This is a genomic window from Kitasatospora sp. NPDC059146, assembly GCF_042786665.1.
In the GTDB taxonomy this organism is placed as follows: domain Bacteria; phylum Actinomycetota; class Actinomycetes; order Streptomycetales; family Streptomycetaceae; genus Kitasatospora.
On record NZ_JBHZCY010000125.1, the window covers coordinates 19625 to 27405 of the forward strand.

A 7781-nucleotide genomic window follows, 5' to 3' on the forward strand; every position below is an offset into this window, starting at 1 on the left:
ACCGGCCGGAGCCGGGCAGGGTCGGGACGACGGCGCCCCCACGGAGGGGCCCCTCCCTCCGAATCAACGGTCGGGGAGGGCGGACACGGCGGCCGGGTCAGGACCGTCCGACGTGACCGGAGCCGGCCGCGGTCACCGGGGAGCCGCTCCCGGTGGACCACTGCCGTCTCGCGCGGCGTCTTGCCGTTGACCACCACGATGCCGGAGCCGTGTTAACCACGTGCTGCGGGCAGGTGACGCCGGTGTACCACTTCGCGCGTGGACGAATCCTCCGGATCCGGCCGCGGACGGGGCGGGGTGAGCGGGCGTCAGTGCGCGCCGCGGGTGGTCAGGTAACCCAGCAGGTCCTGGCGGGTGACGATGCCCTGCGGCTTGCCCTCCACCAGCACGACCGCCGCGTCGGCCTTCTCCAGCACGGTCATCAGGTTGGTGACGGTCTCGCCCGAGCCGACCACCGGCAGCGGCTTGGACATCACCTTGTCCAGCGTGTCGGTCAGCTCGATCTCCTTGGCGAAGATGCCCTCCAGCAGCAGCTTCTCCACCACGGAGCCGATCACCTCGCCGGCCATGATGTCCGGGTGCCCGGCGCCCGGGGAGACCACCGGCATCTGCGAGACGCCGTACTCGCGCAGCACCCGGACCGCCTCGGCGACCGTCTCGTTCGGGTGCATGTGGACGAACTGCGGGACGCCGCCCTGCTCGATGCCCTCCTTGCGGACCAGCACCTCGCTGATGTGGGCCTCGTCGGTGGCCGAGGGCAGGAAGCCGTAGTCGGCCATCCAGTCGTCGTTGAAGATCTTCGACAGGTAGCCGCGGCCGCCGTCCGGCAGCAGCACCACGACGACGTCGTCCGGCCCGAGCTTCTTGGCGACCTCCAGCGCGGCCACCACGGCCATCCCGCAGGAGCCGCCGACCAGCAGGCCCTCCTCCTTGGCGAGGCGGCGGGTCATCTGGAACGAGTCCTTGTCGGAGACGGCGACGATCTCGTCCGCGACGCCGCGGTCGTAGGCGGTCGGCCAGAAGTCCTCACCGACGCCCTCGACCAGGTACGGACGGCCGGTGCCGCCCGAGTAGACCGAGCCCTCCGGGTCCGCGCCGACGACCTTGACCTTGCCGCCGGACGCCTCCTTGAGGTAGTTGCCGGTGCCGGAGATGGTGCCGCCGGTGCCGACGCCCGCCACGAAGTGGGTGATCTTCCCCTCGGTCTGCTCCCACAGCTCCGGGCCGGTGGAGTGGTAGTGCGAGGCCGGGTTGTCCGGGTTGGAGTACTGGTCCGGCTTCCAGGCGTTCGGGGTCTCGCGGACCAGGCGGTCGGAGACGTTGTAGTAGGAGTCCGGGTGCTCCGGGGCGACGGCGGTCGGGCAGACCACGACCTCGGCGCCGTACGCGCGCAGGGTGTTGATCTTGTCGGTGGACACCTTGTCCGGACAGACGAAGATGCACTTGTAGCCCTTCTGCTGGGCCACGATCGCCAGGCCGACGCCCGTGTTGCCGGAGGTCGGCTCCACGATCGTGCCGCCCGGCTTGAGGGCGCCCGAGGCCTCGGCGGCCTCGATCATGCGCATCGCGATGCGGTCCTTCACCGAGCCACCGGGGTTGAAGTACTCGACCTTGGCCAGCACTGTCGCGGTGATGCCCTCGGTGACCTTGTTCAGCTTGACCAGTGGCGTGTTGCCGACCAGGTCGATGATCGAGTTGTGGTACCGCACGGGGGTCCTCCCGGTCTATGGGCATGCGAGTGCATTCGGTACTGCAAAGCCTAGGGCGTGCCACGTGCCCCAGCCCTCCCTTCCCGCACTCCCCCCACCGCCGCCGCGCTCCCCCAATGGCCCACCCCCGACCGCGCCCCCGGTACTCCCGCCCTCCGCGCGGGTAAGAGCGCTGTGCAGGCATGGCCGTGTCCCCGGAGGGGGCGGCACGAGGACGCGAAGGGGGCACCGGATGCCAGGGGCACAGGACTCGCGGGCCCGGGTGGCCCGTCGGATCGCCACCGCGGCGGCGTACGGCGGGGGCGGGCTCGGACTGCTCGGCGTGGGCCTGGTGGGCCTGCTGCTGACCGAGAGCAAACTCGCCGTCCAGGCCATCGGCGTCCTGGAGACCGTCCCGCCCAAGGCCGACGGCGTCTACGGCGAGGCCTTCGCCGACGGCGCCGCGCCGCCGCGCCCGCCGCTCGTGCTGGCCGTCCTCGGCGACTCCACCGGCGCCGGCCTGGGCGTGGCCCGCGGCCGGGAGACCCCGGGCGCGCTGCTGGCCGCCGGTCTGGCCTCGGTCGCCGAGCGCCCGGTGCGGCTGGTCAACGTGGCCCGCTCCGGCGGCCGCTCGGCCGACCTCTCCGGCCAGCTGGAACGGGCCCTGCGGCACCGCCCGGACGTCGCCGTGATCATCGTCGGGGCCAACGACGTGACCCGGCACAGCCCGGCCCAGCTCGCCGTCCGCCAGCTCGGCGAGGCCGTCGCCGCGCTGCGCGCCAACGGCTGCGAGGTGGTGGTGGGCACCTGCCCGGACCTCGGGACGATCAAGCCGGTACGCCCGCCGCTGCGCTGGGTGGCCCGGCGGCTGAGCCGCCAGCTGGCCGCCGCGCAGACCATCGCGGTGGTGGAGGCGGGCGGGCGCACCGTCTCGCTGGGCTCGCTGCTCGGCCCGGAGTTCGCCGCCCGCCCGGAGATGTTCGCCGCCGACCGCTACCACCCCTCGGCCCAGGGCTACGCCACCGCCGCGATGGCCGTGCTGCCCTCGGTCTGCGCCGCGCTGGACCTGTGGCCGGAGGAGGAGCGCCCGAGCACCGCCCGCCCCGGCGGGGCGGCACTGCCGGGCGAGACGGTGCTGCCGGGCGAGACGGTGCTGCCGGTCGCGGTGGCCGCCGCGGCCGCGGCCGACCGGGCGGGCACCGAGGTCGCGGCCGTGGACCCGGGGGGCCCGGGCCGGCGCTGGGCCCTGCTGCGCCACCGGCTGCGGGTCGGCCCGGACGCGGCCCCGGAGCCCGGCCCGGTGCCCGGCAACACGTCGGCCAGCTCACACGCCGGGGCCGGTGACGACTGAGCTACCAAGCGGTAACTTTCCTCCCGGACCGCCAGGTCCGCCGTCACCCAGCGAGGAGCCCGCAATGCCCGAAGCCGTCATCGTCAGCGCCACCCGTTCGCCGATCGGCCGGGCGTTCAAGGGCTCCCTCAAGGACGTCCGCCCGGACGACCTGACCGCCCACGTCATCCAGGCCGCCCTGGCCAAGGTCCCGCAGCTCGACCCGCGCGAGATCGACGACCTGATGCTCGGCTGCGGCCTCCCCGGCGGCGAGCAGGGCCACAACCTGGCCCGCATCGTGGCCGTGCAGATGGGCATGGACTACCTGCCCGGCGCCACCATCACCCGCTACTGCTCCTCCTCCCTGCAGACCACGCGGATGGCACTGCACGCGATCAAGGCCGGCGAGGGCGACGTCTTCATCTCGGCCGGCGTCGAGACCGTGTCGCGCAGCGTCAACGGCACCTCGGACGGCATGCCGGGCACCATGAACCCGCTCTTCGACGACGCCCAGGCCCGCACCAAGAAGCGCGCCGAGGAGGGCGGCGGCGAGTGGCACGACCCGCGCGCGGACGGCCTGGTGCCGGACGCCTACATCGCGATGGGCCAGACCGCGGAGAACCTGGCCGCGCTCAAGGGCATCACCCGCGCCGACCAGGACGAGTTCGGCGTCCGCTCGCAGAACCTCGCCGAGGCCGCCATCAGGGCCGGCTTCTGGGAGCGCGAGATCACCCCGGTCACCCTGCCGGACGGCACCGTGGTCAGCACCGACGACGGCCCGCGCGCCGGAGTCACCCTGGAGGGCGTCTCCGGCCTCAAGCCGGTCTTCCGCCCCGACGGCACCGTCACCGCCGGCAACTGCTGCCCGCTGAACGACGGCGCGGCCGCGCTGGTCATCATGTCCGACACCAAGGCCCGCGAGCTCGGCATCACCCCGCTCGCCCGGGTGGTCTCCACCGGCGTCAGCGCCCTCTCCCCCGAGATCATGGGCTACGGCCCGGTCGAGGCCTCCAAGCAGGCGCTCCGACGGGCCGGCCTGACCATCGACGACATCGACCTGGTCGAGATCAACGAGGCCTTCGCGGCCCAGGTCATCCCGTCCTACCGCGACCTCGGCGTCGACCTGGACAAGCTGAACGTCAACGGCGGCGCCATCGCCGTCGGCCACCCCTTCGGCATGACCGGCGCCCGGATCACCACCACGCTGATCAACTCCCTGCAGTGGCACGACAAGCAGTTCGGTCTGGAGACCATGTGCGTCGGCGGCGGCCAGGGCATGGCGATGGTCATCGAGCGCCTCAGCTGACGCTCCCCCCGCGCTCCGAAGGGTCTGGACCACCCGTTTGGAGTGACCGTGGGTAATTGAGGGCCGGATCACACCGAGAGGTCGATCCGGCCCTCTTTCCGGTCGTTTCCGGCCCGGGGATCGACACTGCGGAGCGGATCAACTCCACTGCGTAGAACGGTGTTACCTAACAATTTGGGGACAAGAGCGAAAGTCCCGGACTAATTAGACATTCGCCACTGCGGTAACAGCCCCGGATGGGGCAGTGTGGACACGTAACCCCGTTCCGCTCCTCGCTAGGAGTACGTTCCGTGAGCGTCGTCTACACCACCCTGCTGCTGATCCTGATCACCGTGTCGACCGCCGTGCTGCTGCGCCTCCGGGGCATCTCCCGGCGGCTGGACGCACAGGCGGCGGCCCAGACCGGGCCCGCACCGGTGGACGAGGCCGCGATACGCCGGGCCGTCGCCGAGGCCCTGGCCGCCGACCGCGAGCGGGAGATCACCGAGGCCCGGGCCTTCTGGGCCGAGCAGGAGGCCCGCGCGGCCGAGGACGCCCCGCTGTTCGACTCCCCCTTCGCCGGGGCGCCCTTCACCGAGGCACTGGCCGGCACCGACGAGTGGCCGCTGTTCTTCCCCCGCCCCACCGGCCCGCAGGACGCCGCCGACAACGCCGGGACGATGGACCCGGAGTTCGGCGAGGCGCTGCGCTCCGCGCTGGAGGACCTGATCACCGAGGGCGGCACCGGCCCGGCCGAGCCGGGCACCGAGGGCGGCACCCCGCTGCGCCCCGGCCACCCGGCCGGCGAGCCCACCAAGGACGCCCGCGCCCGCCGCGAGGCCGACCTGCTGGCCACCGGCCTGGAGGCCGGGCTGCTGGACGCCGAGCCGCTCGTGGAGGAGGCCCCGGTCGCCGCCCCCGACCCGCGCCGCCACCCCTCCCACCCCGACTTCGTACCGAGCCAGGCGCCCTCCCGGGAGTGGACCGACACCCGGCTCGCCGCCCTCGCCGAGGAGGCCGTCGCCCTGACCGACGTCCGCCCGGGCCCGCTCGGCACCCTGGACGTGTACGCCTTCGCCGACGGCACCACGCTGTGCGTGGCCCCGGGCGACCGGGAGGCCGCCTACCGGCTGATCGACGCGGTCCGTGCCGGTGAGCACGTCCGACTGCTCGGCGGCTCGCGGTTCTCCGGCTCCTACTCGCTGACCTTCTCCACCGACGAGGAAGCCGTCTACGTGCTCGCCGACCGGGTGGTCGCCAGCATCTGACCGGACCTCAGTCGCGCAGCAGGACCGAAGGCCGCCCGGGTCGCGGGGTTACCGACCCGGGCGGCCTTCGGCGTGTCCGGCTCCCGGCGGGCCAGGTGGCTCAGCCGCAGAGCGAGGCCGTCTCCCGCACCGCGGCCACCGCCCCGGCCAGCAGCTCGCCCACCGCCACCGGCCCGTCCGGCAGCGCCACCACGGCCCCCTCCGGCAGCGCCGCGAGCGCGGCCGCCAGGTCGTGCCCGGCGACGGCCAGCTGGTCCCCCGCCGCGAAGGCCCCGGCGTCCGGGAACTCCCGCTCCGGCCCGCCCTCCACGGCCAGCGCCAGCGCGGCCAGCCGCCGGGCCAGCGCCAGCACGGCCGCCGCCCGCGAGGCGTGCCCGGGCACGGCGCCCAGCAACTTGCTCTGCGGCAGCGAGCGGAAACGATCCGCCAGTCCGTCGACGGCTACGACCAGGGGCTGTACGTCATGCATGGGGAGGAGCCTAGGCCTGTCTCCCGGGTTTTGTCGGATCAGGTCGCGGCGTTGGGGTGCGTGCATCGCAAGGCGGAGGAGGGAGCCACTGCGGAGCATTGGCGACTGACGACAACGCGGCGAGGTGCGTGCCCCGGCGTCGCGGACCCGGCAGGAACCCGGGAGACAGGCCTGAACGCCGCCGGGCCCCGGAGCAGAGAATGCTCCGGGGCCCGGCGGCAGTGGGTGGCGAGGACCGGGGGTGCGTCAGTCGTCGCCGCGCAGGATCGCGATCAGTCGCAGCATCTCCATGTAGATCCAGACCAGCGACAGGGTGAGCCCGAAGGCGGCCCGCCAGGACTCGCGCTGCGGGGCGCCCTGGGCGATGGCCTCCTCGATCGACGCGAAGTCCAGCGACAGGAAGAAGGCGCCCAGGCCGATGCCGATCAGGCCGACCACGATGCCCAGCGGGCCGGAGCGCAGGCCCATGTCGGCGCCGAAGGCCATCGCGATGACGTTGACCAGCATCAGCAGCACGAAGCCCAGGGCGATCGCCAGGCCGATCCGCTGGTAGCGCGCGGTGACCCGGATCCGGCCGCTCTTGTAGGCGAACAGCATCGCCGCGAAGACCGCCGCCGTGCCCAGCACCGCCTGGATCACGATGCCGTTCAGCATGGTGTTGAAGGCGTGCGAGACGGCGCCCATGGCGAAGCCCTGGAGGGCCGCGTAGGTCAGGATCAGCGGCGGGCTGACGCTGTTCTTGAACGAGACCACCAGGCCGACGACCATGGCCACCAGGCTGGCGCCGATCGCGAAGCCGAAGTTCTCGAACGGCAGCGTGAACCAGGCCACCGCACCGGCGGCGACCAGGGTGAGCAGCGTCATCGCCGTGCGGGCGACCACGTCGTCGAGCGTCATCCGCCCGGTGGCCGCCGGGCCGGCCGACGGCCCGTTGTACATCTGGTAGAGCTGCTCGTCCGTCAGCGGGCCCTGCCCCTGCGGCTGGGCGTAGGGCGTGCCCGCGTACGGGTTGCCGTGCTGGCCCCCGGCCTGCGCGGTGCCACCGAACCCCGCGTAACCGGGCTCGCGGGTGAAAGAACCCTCCCGCGAGAAGACCGGGTTGCTGCTTCTCATGTGCACATTCCCTCCGTGGCGGCACTGCACCGCCCAGGTACCAGGGTAATGGCTTGGCAAAAATTCCGGGATACGCCGCGAGGAGGATCCGGTGAACGACTCCCGGCGGGGACGCCGGAGGCGCCCCCGCGGGTCGTTGCGGTGCCCGGAGCCGGACTCGAACCGGCACGGCCTCGCGGCCAAGCAGTTTTAAGCTGCCCGTGTCTGCGTTCCACCATCCGGGCGTCCTGCGAACCACCCCTGAGACTAGTCGCCCGGCTCACCCTTTCGCATGTTCCCAGCCCGGGAAGTTGTCATGTTTCCTTGCCATCTGACGAACAGTTCGAGATTCGGCCACGAAGCACGGTGATTCCGGCCACCGCACCGTCCTCAGGGTTCCCGTCATACCCCAGGAGGAGGGTCCGGCACCGCCCGTACGCCCAGCGGTGGTCGGGCCAACCGTTCGAGGGGTCGACGCCGAACCATGATCACGTCGCGGAGCATGGAGGTACGAATCCGCGAACCCCCGAGGAGCACCCCCGTGACCACGTCGACCGCAACCGCCGTCCGTACCGGCCTGGCGGCCGCCCGCGCCACCGGCCTGAACAAGGTCTACGGGGAGGGGGAGACCCGGGTCGTCGCCCTGGAC

Annotated in this window: 6 protein-coding genes and 1 tRNA gene; 3 read left to right on the plus strand and 4 right to left on the minus strand. The window is 72.8% G+C overall.

Annotated features, from left to right (window positions below):
* Positions 1-308: 308 nt before the first annotated feature.
* Positions 309-1709 carry a cystathionine beta-synthase gene (locus ACFXPX_RS35470; RefSeq protein WP_375884535.1) on the minus strand — a complete coding sequence of 467 codons (1401 nt, stop codon included), beginning with the start codon at positions 1707-1709 and terminating at the stop codon, positions 309-311.
* A 232-nt stretch (positions 1710-1941) separates the two neighbouring features.
* On the opposite strand from ACFXPX_RS35470, the gene ACFXPX_RS35475 reads away from it, so the two are divergent.
* The 3 genes from ACFXPX_RS35475 to ACFXPX_RS35485 all read left to right on the plus strand — a co-directional run bounded on the left by ACFXPX_RS35475 (position 1942) and on the right by ACFXPX_RS35485 (position 5571).
* On the plus strand, positions 1942-3039 hold the full coding sequence (locus tag ACFXPX_RS35475) for an SGNH/GDSL hydrolase family protein (RefSeq protein ID WP_380528098.1): 1098 nt from the start codon (positions 1942-1944) through the stop codon (positions 3037-3039).
* Between the two features lie 64 nt (positions 3040-3103).
* Entirely contained in the window at positions 3104-4324 is a 1221-nt protein-coding gene (locus ACFXPX_RS35480; protein ID WP_380528095.1) for an acetyl-CoA C-acetyltransferase, read from the plus strand.
* Between the two features lie 290 nt (positions 4325-4614).
* Positions 4615-5571: a hypothetical protein gene (locus ACFXPX_RS35485; RefSeq protein ID WP_375884529.1), complete on the plus strand. Its 957-nt coding sequence runs from the start codon at positions 4615-4617 to the stop codon at positions 5569-5571.
* A 100-nt stretch (positions 5572-5671) separates the two neighbouring features.
* Here the strand turns inward: ACFXPX_RS35485 and ACFXPX_RS35490 are convergent, their stop codons facing one another.
* The 3 genes from ACFXPX_RS35490 to ACFXPX_RS35500 form a co-directional block, all read right to left on the minus strand.
* Positions 5672-6040, minus strand: coding sequence for a hypothetical protein (locus ACFXPX_RS35490; RefSeq protein WP_380644513.1), 369 nt, complete (start codon positions 6038-6040; stop codon positions 5672-5674).
* Positions 6041-6286: 246 nt separating this feature from the next.
* Positions 6287-7153: a Bax inhibitor-1/YccA family protein gene (locus ACFXPX_RS35495; RefSeq protein WP_375884525.1), complete on the minus strand. Its 867-nt coding sequence runs from the start codon at positions 7151-7153 to the stop codon at positions 6287-6289.
* A 142-nt stretch (positions 7154-7295) separates the two neighbouring features.
* Positions 7296-7377, minus strand: a tRNA-Leu gene (locus ACFXPX_RS35500).
* Positions 7378-7781: the final 404 nt, after the last annotated feature.

Excerpts from the sequence above, each read along its gene's own strand:
- ACFXPX_RS35495 (WP_375884525.1), bottom strand. The coding sequence starts at position 7,153 with ATGAGAAGCAGCAACCCGGTCTTCTCGCGGGAGGGTTCTTTCACCCGC.
- ACFXPX_RS35480 (WP_380528095.1), top strand. The coding sequence starts at position 3,104 with ATGCCCGAAGCCGTCATCGTCAGCGCCACCCGTTCGCCGATCGGCCGG.
- ACFXPX_RS35490 (WP_380644513.1), bottom strand. The coding sequence starts at position 6,040 with ATGCATGACGTACAGCCCCTGGTCGTAGCCGTCGACGGACTGGCGGAT.
- ACFXPX_RS35475 (WP_380528098.1), top strand. The coding sequence starts at position 1,942 with ATGCCAGGGGCACAGGACTCGCGGGCCCGGGTGGCCCGTCGGATCGCC.